The 16,562-nt window shown below is 44.5% G+C and carries 18 protein-coding genes and 1 riboswitch; of the genes, 5 read left to right on the forward strand and 13 right to left on the reverse strand.

All coding sequences use genetic code 11. The annotated features are described in order from the left end of the window. Positions 1-776 precede the first annotated feature (776 nt). The 4 genes from JG770_RS00860 to JG770_RS00875 are packed head-to-tail and all read left to right on the forward strand — an operon-like array spanning position 777 to position 4,245. Positions 777-1,730: a glycosyltransferase gene (locus JG770_RS00860; RefSeq protein ID WP_291953962.1), complete on the forward strand. Its 954-nt coding sequence runs from the start codon at positions 777-779 to the stop codon at positions 1,728-1,730. Between the two features lie 2 nt (positions 1,731-1,732). Continuing rightward, complete coding sequence (locus JG770_RS00865) at positions 1,733-2,800, forward strand: polysaccharide pyruvyl transferase family protein (RefSeq protein WP_291953965.1); 1,068 nt, start codon at positions 1,733-1,735, stop codon at positions 2,798-2,800. A 20-nt stretch (positions 2,801-2,820) separates the two neighbouring features. Further along, positions 2,821-3,549: a cytochrome c biogenesis protein CcdA gene (locus JG770_RS00870; protein ID WP_291953968.1), complete on the forward strand. Its 729-nt coding sequence runs from the start codon at positions 2,821-2,823 to the stop codon at positions 3,547-3,549. Positions 3,550-3,576: 27 nt separating this feature from the next. Then, positions 3,577-4,245: a TlpA disulfide reductase family protein gene (locus tag JG770_RS00875; RefSeq protein ID WP_291953971.1), complete on the forward strand. Its 669-nt coding sequence runs from the start codon at positions 3,577-3,579 to the stop codon at positions 4,243-4,245. Between the two features lie 7 nt (positions 4,246-4,252). On the opposite strand, the gene obgE is transcribed toward JG770_RS00875, so the two are convergent. The 4 genes from obgE to rplU form a co-directional block, all read right to left on the reverse strand. Continuing rightward, complete coding sequence (obgE, locus tag JG770_RS00880) at positions 4,253-5,527, reverse strand: GTPase ObgE (protein ID WP_291953973.1); 1,275 nt, start codon at positions 5,525-5,527, stop codon at positions 4,253-4,255. Positions 5,528-5,609: 82 nt separating this feature from the next. Next, on the reverse strand, positions 5,610-5,900 hold the full coding sequence (gene rpmA, locus JG770_RS00885) for a 50S ribosomal protein L27 (RefSeq protein ID WP_291953976.1): 291 nt from the start codon (positions 5,898-5,900) through the stop codon (positions 5,610-5,612). Between the two features lie 4 nt (positions 5,901-5,904). Further along, positions 5,905-6,234 carry a ribosomal-processing cysteine protease Prp gene (locus JG770_RS00890; protein WP_291953979.1) on the reverse strand — a complete coding sequence of 110 codons (330 nt, stop codon included), beginning with the start codon at positions 6,232-6,234 and terminating at the stop codon, positions 5,905-5,907. Further along, positions 6,231-6,542: a 50S ribosomal protein L21 gene (gene rplU / locus JG770_RS00895; RefSeq protein ID WP_291953982.1), complete on the reverse strand. Its 312-nt coding sequence runs from the start codon at positions 6,540-6,542 to the stop codon at positions 6,231-6,233. Before rplU ends, JG770_RS00890 begins: the two co-directional genes overlap by 4 nt. A 212-nt stretch (positions 6,543-6,754) precedes the next feature. Between rplU and JG770_RS00900 the strand changes: the two genes are divergently transcribed. Beyond that, entirely contained in the window at positions 6,755-8,140 is a 1,386-nt protein-coding gene (locus JG770_RS00900; RefSeq protein ID WP_291953984.1) for an HD domain-containing protein, read from the forward strand. Here JG770_RS00900 and JG770_RS00905 read toward each other — a convergent pair. The 9 genes from JG770_RS00905 to JG770_RS00950 form a co-directional block, all read right to left on the reverse strand. Beyond that, a complete protein-coding gene (locus tag JG770_RS00905) occupies positions 8,135-8,842 on the reverse strand; it encodes an MBL fold metallo-hydrolase (RefSeq protein WP_291953985.1) in 708 nt (235 codons plus the stop codon). The two genes, JG770_RS00900 and JG770_RS00905, sit on opposite strands and share 6 nt — an antisense overlap. Beyond that, positions 8,839-9,831, reverse strand: coding sequence for an AmmeMemoRadiSam system radical SAM enzyme (gene amrS, locus JG770_RS00910; RefSeq protein ID WP_291953987.1), 993 nt, complete (start codon positions 9,829-9,831; stop codon positions 8,839-8,841). The genes JG770_RS00905 and amrS overlap by 4 nt, the downstream gene beginning before the upstream one ends. After that, positions 9,832-11,241 (reverse strand): AmmeMemoRadiSam system protein A, encoded by a 1,410-nt coding sequence (amrA, locus tag JG770_RS00915; protein ID WP_291953989.1) that lies wholly within the window; start codon positions 11,239-11,241, stop codon positions 9,832-9,834. It lies immediately after the preceding gene. 24 nt (positions 11,242-11,265) lie between these two features. Then, a complete protein-coding gene (gene ribE / locus JG770_RS00920; protein WP_291953994.1) occupies positions 11,266-11,727 on the reverse strand; it encodes a 6,7-dimethyl-8-ribityllumazine synthase in 462 nt (153 codons plus the stop codon). Positions 11,728-11,729: 2 nt separating this feature from the next. Continuing rightward, a complete protein-coding gene (locus JG770_RS00925) occupies positions 11,730-12,953 on the reverse strand; it encodes a bifunctional 3,4-dihydroxy-2-butanone-4-phosphate synthase/GTP cyclohydrolase II (protein WP_291953997.1) in 1,224 nt (407 codons plus the stop codon). A gap of 9 nt (positions 12,954-12,962) precedes the next feature. Next, positions 12,963-13,616 carry a riboflavin synthase gene (locus JG770_RS00930; RefSeq protein WP_363320863.1) on the reverse strand — a complete coding sequence of 218 codons (654 nt, stop codon included), beginning with the start codon at positions 13,614-13,616 and terminating at the stop codon, positions 12,963-12,965. Between the two features lie 12 nt (positions 13,617-13,628). Then, complete coding sequence (gene ribD, locus JG770_RS00935; protein ID WP_291953999.1) at positions 13,629-14,720, reverse strand: bifunctional diaminohydroxyphosphoribosylaminopyrimidine deaminase/5-amino-6-(5-phosphoribosylamino)uracil reductase RibD; 1,092 nt, start codon at positions 14,718-14,720, stop codon at positions 13,629-13,631. 77 nt (positions 14,721-14,797) lie between these two features. Then, positions 14,798-14,915: riboswitch (FMN riboswitch) on the reverse strand. Positions 14,916-14,952: 37 nt separating this feature from the next. After that, positions 14,953-16,161, reverse strand: coding sequence for a 2-C-methyl-D-erythritol 4-phosphate cytidylyltransferase (gene ispD, locus JG770_RS10615; RefSeq protein ID WP_363320865.1), 1,209 nt, complete (start codon positions 16,159-16,161; stop codon positions 14,953-14,955). A 65-nt stretch (positions 16,162-16,226) separates the two neighbouring features. Continuing rightward, entirely contained in the window at positions 16,227-16,361 is a 135-nt protein-coding gene (locus tag JG770_RS00950; protein WP_291954003.1) for an aspartyl-phosphate phosphatase Spo0E family protein, read from the reverse strand. Positions 16,362-16,562: the final 201 nt, after the last annotated feature.

Genomic DNA, 16,562 nt, shown 5'->3' on the forward strand with positions numbered 1-16,562 from the left:
TTGGTCCGCAAAGCGTTTTGTGTGTTCTTTTCATTCTGTTCAGTTTTCAATGTCCATGCCGCTCTCGTGAGCGACTTTTATATTCTAGCAGTTTATCTCACTCTTGTCAATACCCTTTTTTCGACCTTTTATGCTGCTATTATTTCTCCCGCCTTCATCGACGGCTTTATTAATATACCACTTCCCATATGCATTGTCAAATGATAATTTTATTCCATAAATTTCATAGAATAAAGCCGTCGTGCTCGGACATAATATTTCTCGTAAGGTTCACAGCGGTTGAGCGCAGAGCATTGCAGGACTGAAATGGCTCTGCAATGTTCGGCCAAAGGTTTATATCAGATCGCTTGTAAAGGTCTGATATGAGCCGGCGGGAAGATCATCATATGTGTCGATGCTTATACAGCCTTAGCTCTGTGATGGCCTATCGGTCATCATGGGGTTATAAGATATGTATGATGGTCGAGCTAAGATCATCGATGGTAGTGATGTTTGCTTTTTATAACATTCTCTAGCATGGTGCTTTCGGACGCTGGGTCTGCTATGGTCGAAAGATCATAGCAGGTCTATAAACTATCATCGATGGTCGAGCATAGGTCTATGCAGGTATCGCAATGCTCATATATGGTCGTTGGTTTCAATGACTATATATGGGTGTGGACATAGATATCTGCATAGGCTGAAGTTGAGATCGCTGTGGGCCTTGCTTTTTTATATCACTTTGTATCTAATTGCATATACTATAATATATATTATAGTATATCTGGAGTGATATTATGAGGTTCTTATTTACTAACAGCGCCCCTATAATAAGCTATGGATTAGCACCGGGGTTTAGTCAACTAGGTCATAGCGTCAAAGTTGTACATTTGACCAATGAATACAGGAAAGACAACAAGGTGCTATATAGAATAATATCAGCTTATAATCCCGATTTTGTGATATGCGAGGGCGGTGATAGCCTTTATCCCTTATTATTTCCTGCTCTGGATGATTTGCATGTACCGTTAATATATTGGGCTATAGAAGACCCGCCAGATTTTGAACGCTTATCGCTACCTTTTGCCCGCAAAGCCCGTTATGTATTTACTCCGGCTCTGGAATGCATAGAGCGATACGCTCATCATGGCATAAAAGCGCATCTGCTTATGTTCGCCTGCAACCCTGATTTTCACAAAAAAGTGCCGCCCCGCAAAGACTTAAATAACGATATAGTCTTTGTGGGAAATAATTACTTCAGACATCCTGCCCGCAATGAAGGTCGCCGGATGATACTGGAGCCGATAATAAGCGCCGGCCTGAATATAAAGATATATGGGCTTGATTGGTGGCTTAATCCGGCACACGGTTTCAGCATAGATAAAAGCTTATACGGTGGTTACATGCCTTATAAAAGTTTGCCCGGGTTATATGCCAGCACCAAAATAGTGCTCGGATTGCATTCGGTAAATACTTCGCCGACCATGATGAGCATGCGTACCTTTGAAGTGCTAGGCTGTGGGGCTTTCTATCTCACTCAACATACTCCGGCTATTGAAAACCTGTTTGCAAACTATAAACATTTGGTATGGTCCAAATCATCGGAACAAACACTTGAACTGGTACGATACTATCTTGAGCATGACGATGAACGGCAAGCCATAGCGTCGGCAGGACAGCAAGAAGCATATGCCCATCATACTTATAAGCAAAGGGCTCAAGATATTTTAAGTATCATAAGAAGGTATTGATCATGCTGATAGGAATCATAGGCTATTATGGCTTCAATAATTTGGGTGATGAGCTTAATCTTAAGGCAATAATGAATAATATGAAGAGACAATACGGCGATGACACACAGTTTATCGTATTTAGCGATTGCAAGGCTATCGAAGGTCAAGTAGACTACCGAATTGTAGGTGTCAATTATTTTCCGCAAGGTAATACTATCGATATCATGAATCGCTGTGATTTATTGATAATAGGCGGAGGTGGCATGGTATATTTGGGAGAATATTGGTTCCCGTTTATGAGCGACGCCGTAACCACGCCCTACGTTATATACCGCGTGGGCATAGATGACAGAGTGATATCACCAAGCGTTATAAAGCACTATCAAAAATTGTTTGATAAATCCATAGGTATAAGCGTACGCGATAGCTATAATTTGAACGCCTTCATGCAATATTTTTCCGGTCAAGCCGAAAAGATACCCGAGGCTATATGGGCTTTGCCATTATGTCAAAATGATGTAAATATCACCAATCAATCCGGTTTGAAAATAGGAGTAAATTTAAGGTGTTTCGGTAACAATCAGCCGACATTATATGCGGCTTTTGTAAATTTTTTTGAATGGTTGAAACAGATGGGACATCAAATTTACTTTATACCATGCCAGGTAATGAAGTCTAATCTCGCTCTGAACGATAACAACATACACCGTATGATAGCTCCTAAAGATTCATATATATTAAATGATGAAGCATCTTTGGAAGAAAGATATAACTCTATAGCATCCATGGATATATGCATAGGTATGCGCCTTCATTTTTTAGTATCGGCGTTAAAGCACAGCATACCGGTTATTGCCTTAAATTACCATACCAAAGTAAAAGCCCTCATGGACGATATGAATCTTAGAGAATATTGCGTAGACCCATATAGCTCAAATATAAGTACTGTATTGCAGCAACGCTTTATGGAAATTCTAAAACACAGAGCGGACATATCACAGCAATTAACTCAATCGAATGCTGCGTTAGCCGCCAAAGCGCTAACATATCTCCAATATAATCCCGACAAGCCAGTTGACACCCCATAGGGGAGGGTAGTAAAATAACTATGTCGGAATTGATAATGAGAGGTGCGGTATATTTGAACGGTAGTTTATCGTCGGTCGTAGTATTTTTTGAGGGACTTGCTTCTTTCTTATCCCCTTGTGTCCTTCCCCTTATACCTATATATATTACCTATTTAACCGGTCAATCCATTGACAATATAACGCAAGACGGCAAGGCTAAAAGAGCATTGATATGGAATGGCCTAGCTTTTGTTATAGGATTTTCAATAATATTCATCCTGCTGGGTGCAACAGCGACCAGCCTCGGACGTTTTTTATTGCAAAACAGCCGATTGTTCAGTCGTATAGGCGGCATTATAGTTATATTTTTCGGTTTGTTCCAAATGGATATCATACCCATACGATGGCTGAATTATGAAAAGCGCCTGAACACAGGAAACATTGCGCCGAGTTTTATCGGTTCGCTCTTAATGGGGATGGGTTTCAGCTTTGGTTGGACACCATGTATAGGACCCATTCTGTCGTCAGTGCTGATAATGGCCGGCAATGCGTCCACCCTATGGCAGGGTGTATTGCTGCTGGCCGTATATTCACTCGGTTTAGGCTTGCCATTTATGCTCATAGCGATATTCTTTGAATATTTGCTGGGATATCTGCAGGGCATTTATAAATATATGAAGGCTATAAAGATTATAAGCGGCATCTTGCTTATAATTATAGGTCTGCTTATGATAAGCGGCAGATGGGAAACATTATTTCAAATAACATAATGACAAAGAGGGGAGCGTAATATAAAATTGAGAAACTTAAAAAACATATTGCTTATAACAATAATGATGGCTGTGGTCATATCCGGATGTTCTTCCGGTTCAAATCCGGTTCCGCAAGATATAACCGATCAACAGAGCGGTGCTGATACGCAGTCACCGCAAGAGCAAACCGAAACGCCTGCAACCGAAGGGAATACCGATAATCAAACTGCATTAAAAGAAGCTTTGCTAGAAGGTATGATGGATACACCTATAGAAGATTTTGAATTAGAAGATCTGAACGGCAACAAAATAAGGCTTTCTGATTATAAAGGCAAGATCGTGCTGCTCAATTTCTGGGCTACATGGTGTCCGCCATGCCGTCAAGAAATGCCTTATTTCCAGGAAATATATGAAGAGTATAAAGATGATGATGTGGTTGTGCTGACGGTAAATTCCACATCAGTGGAACTCAGAGGCGGCACTGACAGCGAACAAGCCCAGAAAAACGCAAGAGAGTTTGTGGAGGATAACGGTTATACCTTTCCGGTCCTTTTAGATAAAAACGATGAGGTATGGGCTATTTATCAGCAAAGAGGTATACCAGCTAATTATGTAATCGATAAAGAAGGTATCGTCCGCTATGCCTTTGCCGGAGCATATCCCAGCAAGGAGCAGATAATTCAATATATAGACAATATTAGAGCCATAGAGTGAGCGTTGCTCACTCTATGTAATCAAACTCTATAGCCCCAATTTTCACCGTACAGCCGTTTTTGGCGCCTTGAGCCTTAAGCGCTTTGAAAACGCCGTTGTCTTCGAGCACCTTTTGAAAGTATGCCAGCGAATCGGGGTCATCTATATTGGTCATGCGCAGCAGTTTATCTATAAGGCTGCCTTCTACTGTATAATTCTCACCGTCTCTTTTTATATTATAATTTAACTCTTGCTTGGGTACATAAACCGCCTCTGTTTGCTCGGAAACAAAACCCTCATGCTTTGGTAAATTGTCCAGCATTTTCAATACCTCGTACACTACCTGCTCAAAACCCTGTCCCGTAGCTGCCGATACGGCAAATATTTTATAACCGCATTTATCGGCTGCTTCTTTTATGCGCTCAAAATTCTGCTGCGCTTCCGGCAGATCCATCTTATTGGCCAATATTATTTGAGGCCTTCCAGCCAGTTCCTCATTATAAAGGCGCAATTCTTCATTTATTTTGTAAAAATTATCCACAGGATCGCGTCCAGACATTCCAGATGCATCCACCACGTGCAATAAAAGCCGTGTTCTCTCTATATGGCGTAAAAACTCATACCCAAGCCCCGTACCCTCATGAGCACCCTCTATGAGGCCCGGAATGTCAGCCAATACAAAACTGCGTCCATCCGGCGCATAAGCCACGCCCAAATTAGGCGATAGCGTTGTAAAGGGATAGTCAGCTATTTTGGGCCTGGCTGCCGTCATGATAGATAATATTGTCGATTTACCCGCATTAGGGAAACCTATAAGCCCTACATCGGCTATCATCTTAAGCTCCAATATAATCCATTTTTCTTGCCCCGGTTCTCCATCCTGGGCAAAACGCGGAGCTTGGCGCACTGAAGTAGTAAAATGCGCATTGCCTTTACCGCCTTTGCCGCCATAAGCTACTGTGATTTGTTGACCATCGTTTATTAAATCGCCTATTATCATACCGGATTCGGCATCTATGACAACAGTACCTATAGGCACCTTTATTATAAGGTCCTCACCGTCTCTGCCACGCATATTGCTGCCTTGACCATGCTGACCTCGCTGCGCTTTATAATGCACTTTATATTTGAAATCCATAAGGGTATTCATATTTTGATCAGCCTGTAATATGACATTGCCGCCGTCGCCGCCGTCGCCGCCGTCCGGCCCTCCGCGAGGCACGTATTTTTCGCGGCGGAATGACACGGCGCCATTGCCACCATCTCCACTTTTTACATATATTTTCGCTCTGTCTACAAACATATTTCTACGCCTTCACCACCTTTCATACATAAAATTAAAGGCCTCACGGCTCAAGCTGTGCGACCTCATTGTTTTTAAGCAATTATTGTACAGCAGATTGTTCATAAACGCTGGCTACAGTCTTATCGCGGCCTTTCTTTTCGAATCTCACTATACCGCTGGCTTTGGCGAATAGCGTATCATCGCTGCCTATACCGACATTAAGCCCCGGATGAATCTTGGTACCGCGTTGCCTTACCAGGATATTGCCTGCCAAAACAAACTGCCCATCGGCCCTTTTCACACCCAAGCGCTTGGACTCGCTCTCGCGCCCGTTTCTGGTGCTGCCCATACCTTTTTTATGAGCAAATAACTGTAAATCTATATTCCACATGGTCTTACACCCCTTCCTCGATAACTCTAATATTACCCTTATAACCTTGTTCTATGTTTTTCAATCCCAATTCCATAGCTCTGAGCAACAATTGCGCATCGTCCCGCGACCGCTCATATTCATCGGGTAAAAGGCATATCATATTGCCTTTATCCATCTCAAGCCGTATAGGTATATTCAGCAACTCTTGCATCGACAATGCGGTAGTCTGAGCTACCATGGATACGGCCGCGCATACAATATCGCTGCCCTCGTCGCCATAATCTGCATGGCCGTCTATGGAAAATCCTTTTATACTTCCATCCTCGGCTTTATAGAATTTTACCGATATCATATTGTTATAGCAGTTATGCGCACTTTCGTATATGGCTGACGATGGCCTTGCTTTTTGCGATAATCCTTTTTAGGCTTATACTTGAAAATCGTTATTTTTGGGCCCTTGCCATGCTCAAGCACCTGAGCATGCACCGAAGCGCCTTCGACAACAGGTTTGCCTATTTTGACATCATCAGCGTCCGACAACATTACGACTTCATCGAATGTAATCGTCTGACCTTCCTCGGCATCCAGTCTTTCCATAGCGACTATATCGCCTTCTTGTACCTTATACTGTTTGCCGCAAGCCTTTATAATAGCATACATGTTCTCTACCTCCTCTAACCAGTCTCGCCGAAATAAGGCAAAATTTTAAAAGCCTTTTCCGAGCGGCTACTTGCGTTATTGTATCATACCATTGCGCAATCTGTCAATAAGAGAGCTAGCATGGAAAATATTGGTGTGTATTGCGGCTGTATTGTATAATACCTCCATCAGTGCTATATTATATATATCATCATATGGCAGGAGGATTTTCAATGCACAAAGCCATCACTTTTGGCAATGCTTCGGATGAGGAACGCCTGGCTATGGTTATAGTAAAAAGGCTTACTCAGGCTGGCGCGCGGTGTTACCTGGTGGGCGGAGCAGTAAGAGACCGCCTCCTCGGCATGTACACGACAGATATAGATATAGAAGTATACGGACTAAGTTATGAAGAGATAGCGCGGCTTATAAACCCTATATTGCACGTTGATCTGGTAGGCAAACAATTCGGTGTATTGAAAGCTCACGGATATAATATAGATATAGCGCTGCCCAGGATAGAGGAAAATACCGGGGCTGGACATAAAGATTTTAATGTAACGGTCGATCCTGATCTCGATATATATCAAGCCTCACGCCGACGCGATTTTACTATAAACGCCATAATGTTAGACCTGTCTACCATGGAGCTTATAGACCCTCATGGCGGCTTAAAAGATCTGGAGTCCCATGTATTGCGCCATGTCGATGATAATACGTTCGCCGACGACCCATTGCGCGTTTATCGTGCCATACAGTTCGCAGGACGTTTGGAATATACTATAGCACCCGAAACCCTGGCTTTATGCAGGCATGTAGACACAACAGCGCTAGCTAAAGAACGGATATATAATGAGTTCAAAAAGCTTCTGCTACAAGCAAGAAGCCCGTCAGCTGGCCTCAAATACATGCCTGCTCTCGGATTAATACAACATTATCCCGAACTGGCCGCCCTCATAGGCAATCCCGAGGACCCGAAATATCACCCCGGCGAGCGCGATACATGGGAGCATACGCTCATGGTGATAGATTATGCAGCCAATCTGCGAGAAAAGAGCATGCATCCCGAGGTGCTCATGTGGGCTGCACTATGCCATGATGTTGGTAAACCGCTAGCCACACATGTTTCTAAAAATGGCAGGGTATCCGCAACTGGTCACGATAAAATCGGAAGGAGCGTAGCCGAAAGCCTTCTTAATCGCATAACCGAACACAAGCATTTGATAAAAGCCGTGCTGCCATTGGTGGAATATCATATGCAGCCTCTATTGTTATATAAGCAAAAGGGAAAAGTAACAGACGGCCAGCTAAGGAGGCTGGCCAACTCTGTAAATTATCATGAATTGTTGCTATTGTCGGAAGCTGATACCATGTCTAAAAAAGACGGTGCTGTATCGGATGAGCATATAAAATGGCTCAGAAGTCGCTTTGACGCTCTAAACCTCATTCCGGGGCAAAAAATAAAGCCTATAGTACAAGGTAAAGACCTTATAGCCATAGGCTTGCGTCCCGGCAAACAATTCTCCGATCTGCTTCATCAGGCATATGAATATCAGCTAGATGGCATGACCAAAGAAGAGATACTTGAGATTATAAAGCAAAAAGCCGCTTTTTCATAACATATGAGGCAATATAATAGTGCCATGCCATCCTATGCCCGCACAGGCATCTATAAATTCTTGCGGATCAGCGGTATTCTCCGCAAACATACCATAATGCATAGGTACAGCTATCTTAGGCTGCACAGCCGAAACGAGCTGTGCAGCCTGCTGAGCTGTCATATTGCCCCATCTTCCGTTTATTGGCACAAACATAACGTCGGGTTTCAGGCCGGCCACCTCGTGTACCACTTCTTCCGTATACTCCGAATCCCCTGTATGATATATGACATAGGTGCCATCATCTATAACCACGCCTATAGCATCGCTGTATTTACCGGATGTGTGTTCGGCTGCTACCGCTTTGATTGATAGCCCCATAAGCGTTTTCTGCTGCCCGCGATCCAATACATGAAATCTATCAGGCGATAATCCCAGTGCCTTATAATGTTCCAAGCACGATGAGGGGCCCATAAATACCGCATCGCTTTCATTATAAACAGGTATTATTGTATCCGGATCAAAGTGATCCAAATGATCATGCGTGCTTATGATAATATCACAGCCCAACTGTTCCGGCAGGATATTTATCGGCATCAACCTATGCAGCCCCTCGGCACTCTCCACAGAATGCGAAAGATATGGGTCAATGCATACCTTCACCCCGTCAGCTAAATTTAAAACAAATCCAGCCTGTCCCAACCATTGCATAACTATATTCATCTATCTTCCTCCTCAAAAACACCCTTTATTTTTAAGCCGCATTGTATGCAGCAACCATCCTTTATACCAGTCACCACAGGTATAATATCGCGCCTTATAAGCAGTTTGCCACACCTAGGGCAGTAAGTGTTGTCATCTATACCTATTATATTGCCTATATACACATACGACAAATTTTTATCGGCCACATTTTTCAATCGCTGTAATGTTGCTATAGGAGTCGGCGGCAGCATCATTTTATAATTTGGGAAATAGCGGGAAAGGTGCAGCGGTATATCCTTATCTACCGATGCCAGCCACTGCGAAAGTTCGTTCATTTCATCCTCGCTGTCGTTTAAACCGGTAACTATAAGGGTGGTAACCTCCACATGCGTATTTGCAGCTGCTTTTTCTATAGTACGCAAAACCGCATTCATCCCGCCTTTGCATATTTTACGGTAATAATCGTTTCTAAAGCTTTTTAAATCTATATTCATAGCATCTATATAAGGCAGCAATTCCATAAGCGGCTGTTCTTCTATAAACCCGTTGGTTACCAGTACATTCTTGAGCCCGCGCGTTCTAGCCTTTTTGGCGCATTCCAGCACATACTCGTACCATATTAGCGGTTCATTATATGTATATGCTATACCTATACTGTCATCCTTGCCTCCCATACCCACCAGCTCGTCGGATGATACTCGTTTGGTCGGCGCATCCTGTTGAGCTATAGACCAATTCTGGCAGAACTGACATCGGAAATTGCATCCCGTAGAACCCACAGACAGTATATAGCTGCCGGGATAGAAGTGATAGAGAGGCTTTTTTTCTATAGGATCGAGCGCCATCGATGAAATACGCTCGTATGATGCCGCTATCAGGCGGCCTCCCACATTTTGGCGCACGCGGCATACACCGGCTTTGCCGGGCCTTATGAAACAGCGGTGCGGGCACAAGAAACAGCGAACTGCATCGTTGTCCGTTTTGTCGTAATATACCGCTTCTTTCATTTATTTATGCCTCTCTACAGTAAAGCGCTCTATGGTGTAAGGTTCATCGGGGCTTATACCGGCCTTTTGCAATGCTATAGAAAGCTGCTGCCGCGGTGTGTCCACGCCTTCCAAATCAGGCAATAAAAGCCCGCTCCTATATCCTCGCCGCACTATAACACCATAACGTTTAGGATCAAGCTCTTCAATAGACTCTACAGGTTCAGGCGGATTTAATACGTCTACAGAATACTCGAGAGCATCCAGCTCATCTTCTCCTATCGGTTCAAAACGAGGATCGCGTGTGCTGGCGCTTATAGCATTGTGTATAATTTCAGAAGCCACATTCTCATACACAGGGTTTATTGTGCCTATACATCCTCTTAATTCTCCGTTTTTATGAATAGATACAAAAACCCCTGCTTTTTTAGCGAACATTTCCTCAGGCAAATCATTACCCGGTTTTATAACTTTGCCTTGCCTTATATATGTCTCTACAGTTTGCCGGGCTAATGCCACATATGGATCCTCGCCATCCCGTATGCGTTTCATGCCAACAAAATGTTCGGCCCTTAATTTCCCCAGCATTTCCCTATTCTTTGACGCTTTACCTGCTTCTATTGCAACAACACCATAGCCTACGCCAAAGGGGCCTTCGTGCGATAATACATCGGCTGAAAATTCATAGCCATCCAATGCCCCCAACATCGCTATAATGGAACGCATGCCGCATTCGGCAGCTTCTTCTACAAGTCGCTTATCCATGTTTACTATGCCTTCCACATCGCTTTTGGATAATAAATCCAAGAGTTTCTCATCAAATTCCTTTCCTAGAGGCGTATAACCATTTGGAGAATCGGGCGTAAGTTTATGTGAAAGGTCCCCGCTGGCTATGATAACCACATTTTTATCGCTTTCTTCCACCGCTTGCTGCACAGCCTTGCCGAAGGTATATATCTCCTCATATGATAGGAATCCATACGTAATATGAACGAGATATGGCGCGTGATAGCGCTTTTCAATGAAATACAGCGGCACCAAAGCTCCGTGATCCATTCTATCATCTATGCCATAACGCGTCATAGCCCTACCATCCAGCAAAGCACACGTAATATCATACCTGGATGCTATATCAGCTATAGCCATGGTAAGCGGTTTATCTATATCGTAGGAAATCTTCACCTGCGGCGCCCTAAAACTGCTCAAATCACCGCTTATGCTGCTTTCATAATACAGCGCTATAGCATCTCTGAACACCGGACCATGTGGCGTTATTATAATGATGTCGTCGGGCTCAAGCTCAGCTATGCGCCGCGCACATTCATCCATTGACCGCGCGGTTTTTGCGATCGCCGCTTCCTCACCACGCCCCACCTCAGGCACAATTATTGGCGGATGGGGCATAACGAAGGATGCTAAAATCCTACCCATATACCATCACCTCATTTATAAAATTTATATACTTTTCAACAAATTAGCCATCTCTATAGCTGTTATAGCAGCATCAGCGCCCTTGTTTCCGGCTTTGGTACCCGCCCTTTCTATAGCCTGTTCAATAGTATCGGTTGTCAATACACCAAAGGCTACAGGCACACCTGTAAGAAGAGCCGTTTGTGCTATACCTTTTGACATCTCGGCGGCTACATAATCAAAATGCGGTGTAGCCCCGCGTATAACAGCTCCCAGGCATATAACGGCATCATATCTGCCCGACTCGGCCATGCGCTTGGCCACCATGGGCAATTCAAAAGCCCCTGGCACCCATGCTATCTCTATAGCCTCATCGCTCACATCATGCCGGCTCAGCACATCAAGTGCGCCGCTAAGGAGCTTATTCGTTATAAACTCGTTAAAACGGCTTATAACTATACCAAACCTTAAACCGGTGCCTATTAGTTTGCCTTCATATACTTTCATGTCTATTCCTCCATATCGCAATAATTTAATATATGACCCATTTTTTCTTTTTTGGTTTCAAGATAACGTCGATTTACATCATTGGGCTGTATTTCGATGGGTACGCGCTCCACTATTTCTATGCCATACCCCGCTAATCCGACCACTTTCTTAGGATTATTAGTCAGCAGGCGCAACTTTCTTATCCCTAGATCCACCAGTATTTGAGCCCCTTCGCCATAATCCCTAAGGTCGGCATCAAAGCCCAAAGCCAGATTAGCCTCTACCGTATCCTTACCCTCTTCCTGTAATTTATAGGCCTTAAGCTTGTTGACCAGGCCTATGCCGCGTCCCTCCTGGCGCATATAAAGCACTACACCGCGCCCCTCCGCTTCTATTTGCTGCATAGCATATTTAAGCTGGTCGCCGCAATCGCAACGCAGTGATCCGAAAACATCGCCGGTTAAGCACTCGGAATGTATCCTTGCCAATACAGGCCTTCCATCGCTTACATCACCTTTTATAAGTGCTACATGATGGTCATGATTTATAAGGCTTTCATAGGCTATAGCGATAAAATCGCCGTATTTGGTGGGAAGATGTATAGGATCGGTTACACGCTTCACCAGTCTCTCATTCTTACGCCTATACGTTATCAGATCGGCTATAGTTATCAGTTTAAGCCCATGCTTTTTAGCAAATTCATATAGCTGCGGCAGACGAGCCATAGTACCGTCTTCATTCATTATCTCACATATCACACCGGCCGGATACAAACCCGCCAAGCGTGCCAGATCCACCGCCGCCTCGGTATGGCCTGCGCGTATCAGCACGCCGCCCTCTTTGGCCTGCAGCGGAAATATATGTCCGGGCTTTATTATATCTTCCGGTTTAGCATCTGGATCCACCAGCGTTTTTATGGTAAGAGCACGTTCATGAGCCGATATACCGGTAGTAACAGCCTTAGCATCGACCGATACGGTAAAGGCCGTGCGCTGATGCTCGGTATTATTATTCACCATCTGCGGTATGTCCAGTTCTTTTAACCTTTGAGCGATCATAGGAACGCATATAAGACCTCTGCCGTATTTTGCCATGAAATTTATGACCTCGGGTGTAACCTTCTCGGCTGCCATAACCAGGTCACCCTCATTTTCGCGGTCTTCATCGTCTACTACTATTACCATTTTTCCGTTTCTTATGTCTTCCAGAGCCTCTTCAATACTGTTAAATACTATATTTTCCATATATCCTCCTTATACAAATCCGTTGTTTCTCAAAAAATTCTCATCGATACCGTGACTTTTTATCTCAGGTACTTTCATGCCGAGTAGGAACTTTGCCACATAACGCCCTATCATATCGCATTCTATATTGACGCGATCACCTGCTTTTTTTACCTTTAACGTAGTCTGTGCGGCAGTATGGGGTATGATGGATACGCTGAATCGATCGTCAGTTACATCAGCCACCGTCAGGCTTATACCATCCACAGCCACAGACCCTTTCTCCACTATATACAAGAGCAGCTCTGAGCCGACGGTTATATCCAGCCACAATGCATTTTCCTCGTGGCGCATCTGTTTTATAACACCTATGCCGTCGACATGGCCGCTTACGATATGCCCGCCCAAAAAATCCTGGGGTGTAAGCGATGGCTCAAGGTTGACCGGATCTCCCGGTTTTAACTCAAAAAGTGTCGTGCGCCGCACCGTCTCGGGCGTGGCATCTGCCCAAAATACACGGCCTTCTTTATCGGTTACTGTAAGGCATACACCATTTGTACATATACTATCGCCTATGCGTAGTTTCGATATAAGTTGGGGAGCCTCTACCGCGAGCCGCACAGATTGTGCTCCACGCGTTATATGGCGAACAGCACCTATCTCCTGTATTATCCCTGTAAACAAAAGCATCACCTCTCATGCTCTAAAATAACCTTCTATAAGTACATCGTCTTCAAAACGTTTGATAGACACATCGCTTAACCGCCGCGCATCGGCCATGCGCGCTACGCCGTTTCCGCCAAGTGCCGATAAACCATTGCCTCCTGTCAGCTTTGGTGCTATGAATACCATGGCTTTATCCACCAAGCCTTCCTCTATCGCCGATGCCGCAAGCGTAGGCCCGCCTTCTATGAACACGCTGTCTATCTCTCGTTTATGGAGCTCCCGCATGAGTTGTACCAAGTTTACTTTATCCTTACCATCGGTAGTTATAACGTCAGCGCCTTTAGATTTAAAAGCCTCTATCTTACCGGGATCAGCAGACCATGATGTAGCTATTATAGTAGGCGCTTGCTCAATATTCAACACATTGCTGTCAAGCGGCGTTTTAGCAAGGCTGTCGGCCACGATCCTAACAGGCTGTTTCTCTATGTTAATATGCGGCAGACGCACAGTTAGCATGGGATCATCAGCCAACACGGTGCCTATACCGGCTAAAACAGCCGATACCCTGTACCGCCACCAATGCACATATTCTCTTGACAGGTCGTTTGTTATCCATTTAGAATCGCCATTGGCCGTTGCTGCTTTGCCATCCAGAGTCATAGCGCACTTCCATATCACAAACGGCATATCCGATGTTATATACTTTATAAACACCTCGTTAAGGCTGCAAGCATCCCGTTCCATGATGCCCGTAATCACCTTTATGCCGGCCTGCCTTAACGCATTTATGCCTCGGCCTGCCACGCGCGGGTTAGGGTCCTCCATCGCTATTACTACTTCCTTTACGCCGGCTTTTATCAAAGCATCGGCGCATGGCGGCGTTCGACCGAAATGACTGCACGGCTCCAGCGTAACATACACAGTGGAACCGCGCGCCGCATCTCCGGCGTCGCGCAGAGCGTTTATTTCGGCATGCGGTTCTCCTGCCTTTTTATGATAGCCCTCCCCTATAATACGGCCATCTTTGACTACAACGGCGCCTACCATAGGATTAGGATTGGTGGTGCCCCACCCCATCCGGGCTAATTCCAGCGCGCGCTGCATAAATATTTCGTGCTGCACTCCATTTCCTCCTGCTTATGATATAATAAAAAATCCCTGAAGTTTAAACTCCAGGGATAGAATAAATCTCATCACAAATATACCTTCTTTCATCCGGACTATAACCGTCGGCCCCGGAATTTCACCGGATCTGCTGTTTAACAGCTCGCGGGCTTTACCGCCGGTAAGGAATCACACCTATCCCTGAAGATCCTTCGAGCAATATTATATCACAGCTTCATTAGCGCTGCAATCAACAATTTGCATCACCCGCGATTCGGAATATAGCGGCTGTGGCATGAGCCGCTATGCCTTCTTGCCTGCCTGCAAACCCTAAGCCCTCGGTTGTAGTGGCCTTTATACTCACCTGCCCTATGCCCAATCCGAGCCCAGATGCAATACATCGCCGCATAGACCATATATACGGCGTTAACTTCGGGGCTTCGGCTATTATTGTAGCATCTATATTACCTATAGTATAACCGCTGGATTCTAATAGACTGTTAACCTCGCGCAAAAGCCGTATGCTGGATATATCCTTATAGCTGTCATCTGTATCCGGAAAATGCCTTCCTATATCGCCCAAAGCTGCCGCTCCAAGAAGGGCATCGATTATAGCGTGTATCAACACATCGGCATCGGAATGCCCGAGCAAACCTTTTTCAAAAGGTATGCTGACGCCGCCTAATATAAGCGGTCTGTCCTCTACAAGCCTATGTACATCATAACCCGTACCTGTGCGGTAAGAATATACCGTATTATCGGCAGAATATGTTCTATCACACCTTAACAGTGCTTCAGCTACAGGCACATCATCAGGCGTGGTTATTTTTATATTTTCATAACCTCCCATAAATAACTTTACTCGATAGCCGGCACGCTCGGCTAACACAGCATCGTCGGTACCGAGATATCCCTGTTCAATAGCCAACGTATGCGCTCGCATAATAATATCATATCTGAATGATTGTGGGGTTTGTATTGACCATAATGTTTCCCGACTAAGCGTACGTTCTACAAAATGTTGTCCATCGGATTGCTTAATCGTATCTTTAACTGGTACGGCAGCTACAGCCGCACCGAATTTTGAAGCCGCTTCTATACTGTCCTCTATCAATTTCGGCGTCACCATAGGCCTGGCGCCGTCGTGTATGACCACTATATCCGGATCTTCGTTATTCAGTGCTTTGAGGCCGTTTAATACTGAATATTGCCTTTCCGGTCCACCCGCCGTCACAACTATATCTCCATAGAAACCGTAACATTCATTCAACCAATTCCTGTATACGCTTATGCTGCCATCAGGCACAACGAGCACAATGGAATTTATATCCTTACATGATAGAAACGCATCCAACACGTACGCTATAACCGGTTTACCACATAATCTTAAAAATTGTTTGTCCACGCCGTTCATCCTTTGGGATTTGCCGGCTGCTACTATGATCGCTGCTGTTTTCATATCAACGCCTCCTCTTATACAATAAAGGATCGATGCCCCTTACGACATCGATCCGCCAGAATAAATTAACTACTATTTCCCTTTTCCGTTTGCTGTTTCCTCATATACCAGTTTACCAGATAATCCAATTGTTTGCTGCGATGCAGCACTTCAGGTGAAGTTAAATTATCGCTATTCTTATCTTCCAACAACTTGTCCAACTCATATTCCTGCTCTCTAATGAGCATTTTTAAACAGATCGCGATGCGCTCACCTTCCTTCCATCTGGCAATTTAATTATAACACATAGCCAATAAGCTATCAATGCTGCAATTTGTAAATTTTTCATCACATATCTGCGATTCGTGGACGGCAAATCCAGCGCATGCAATGATATAAATCCTTTACTGCTTTATCGCTGA

The sequence above is a fragment of the Mahella sp. genome (genome assembly GCF_020054945.1).
Taxonomy (GTDB): Bacteria; Bacillota; Clostridia; order Mahellales; family Mahellaceae; genus Mahella.

Coding starts and splice junctions, on each gene's coding strand:
- JG770_RS00905 (WP_291953985.1), bottom strand. CDS start 8,842: ATGAATATAGTTATGCAATGGTTGGGACAGGCTGGATTTGTTTTAAAT.
- JG770_RS00860 (WP_291953962.1), top strand. CDS start 777: ATGAGGTTCTTATTTACTAACAGCGCCCCTATAATAAGCTATGGATTA.
- JG770_RS00870 (WP_291953968.1), top strand. CDS start 2,821: ATGTCGGAATTGATAATGAGAGGTGCGGTATATTTGAACGGTAGTTTA.
- amrS (WP_291953987.1), bottom strand. CDS start 9,831: ATGAAAGAAGCGGTATATTACGACAAAACGGACAACGATGCAGTTCGC.
- rpmA (WP_291953976.1), bottom strand. CDS start 5,900: ATGTGGAATATAGATTTACAGTTATTTGCTCATAAAAAAGGTATGGGC.
- JG770_RS00925 (WP_291953997.1), bottom strand. CDS start 12,953: ATGGAAAATATAGTATTTAACAGTATTGAAGAGGCTCTGGAAGACATA.
- ispD (WP_363320865.1), bottom strand. CDS start 16,161: ATGAAAACAGCAGCGATCATAGTAGCAGCCGGCAAATCCCAAAGGATG.
- JG770_RS00900 (WP_291953984.1), top strand. CDS start 6,755: ATGCACAAAGCCATCACTTTTGGCAATGCTTCGGATGAGGAACGCCTG.
- ribE (WP_291953994.1), bottom strand. CDS start 11,727: ATGAAAGTATATGAAGGCAAACTAATAGGCACCGGTTTAAGGTTTGGT.
- JG770_RS00865 (WP_291953965.1), top strand. CDS start 1,733: ATGCTGATAGGAATCATAGGCTATTATGGCTTCAATAATTTGGGTGAT.
- obgE (WP_291953973.1), bottom strand. CDS start 5,527: ATGTTTGTAGACAGAGCGAAAATATATGTAAAAAGTGGAGATGGTGGC.
- amrA (WP_291953989.1), bottom strand. CDS start 11,241: ATGGGTAGGATTTTAGCATCCTTCGTTATGCCCCATCCGCCAATAATT.
- rplU (WP_291953982.1), bottom strand. CDS start 6,542: ATGTATGCTATTATAAAGGCTTGCGGCAAACAGTATAAGGTACAAGAA.
- JG770_RS00890 (WP_291953979.1), bottom strand. CDS start 6,234: ATGATATCGGTAAAATTCTATAAAGCCGAGGATGGAAGTATAAAAGGA.